Genomic DNA, 1,128 nt, shown 5'->3' on the forward strand with positions numbered 1-1,128 from the left:
CCGTACACCAACAATATCACCTAAATCAAAACGGGTTTTGTAGCCAATTTCTTTTTGAATATCTTTTGGTACGTAATACTGCATACCACCCGATACATCAGAAATCTTAGTAAATGGCCCCCGCTGAAACATGATTCGACCCGCAACAGATACTTGGTTATCCTGTTCTTCTAGCTCTGGCTTAGAGAACTCACCGAACTTTTCTAACAGATCTCCTGCTAAATCTTTTCGCTCGAAGTCATTACGGTGACCATTTGCTGAACAACCATCACGCAGTTCCTTGAGTTTGTTCTTACGCTCAGTGATCAACTTATTTTGGTCTTCAGTGTTCGTAGTATTCTGTTCGTTCGACATATTTTCTTCCAATTACTTATCCATTGCTGCCACCAAAGACGATAGCAGCAAACTAAAAATTAAAGGCCTTGCTTAAGACTGGCTTCGATAAACTGATCCAGGTCGCCATCTAAGACATTATTGCAGTTACTGGTCTCAACATTGGTTCGCAGATCTTTGATCCGCGAAGAGTCCAGTACATAGGAGCGGATTTGACTTCCCCAACCAATATCTGACTTGGTATCTTCCAATGCTTGTGCCGCTTCGCTACGCTTCATCATCTCTAGCTCATATAACTTTGCTCGAAGCTGCTGCATAGCCTTATCTTTGTTTTGATGCTGTGAACGTTGGTTCTGGCATTGGACCACAATACCGCTTGGCTCATGAGTAATACGTATTGCTGAATCGGTTGTATTAACGTGCTGGCCGCCCGCACCACTAGAGCGATACGTATCAATACGCAGGTCTGCCGGGTTAATTTCAATATCGACGTTATCATCAATTTCCGGTGATACAAACACCGATGCAAAAGAAGTATGGCGACGGCTGCCTGAATCAAAAGGAGATTTTCTTACCAAGCGATGGACACCTGTCTCTGTACGTAACCAACCAAATGCATATTCACCGGTAAATTGGATTGTCGCACTTTTGATGCCGGCAACTTCACCGTCGGAGAGTTCAATGATTTCAGTCTTGAAACCTTTCTTCTCCCCCCACCGTAAGAACATACGCAATAACATGCTGGCCCAATCTTGAGCCTCGGTACCACCTGAGCCAGACTGAATATCGAGATAT

Annotated in this window: 1 protein-coding gene and 1 pseudogene; both read right to left on the reverse strand. The window is 44.0% G+C overall.

The features are described 5' to 3' along the window. Nucleotides 1–354, reverse strand: a pseudogene (locus tag A3761_RS03950) (lysine--tRNA ligase); the annotation flags it as partial. Between the two features lie 59 nt (nt 355–413). Continuing rightward, the coding region (prfB, locus tag A3761_RS03955) for a peptide chain release factor 2 (protein ID WP_068749857.1) at nt 414–1,128 on the reverse strand (715 nt) is incomplete at its 5' end.

This window comes from Oleiphilus sp. HI0123 (assembly GCF_001635315.1).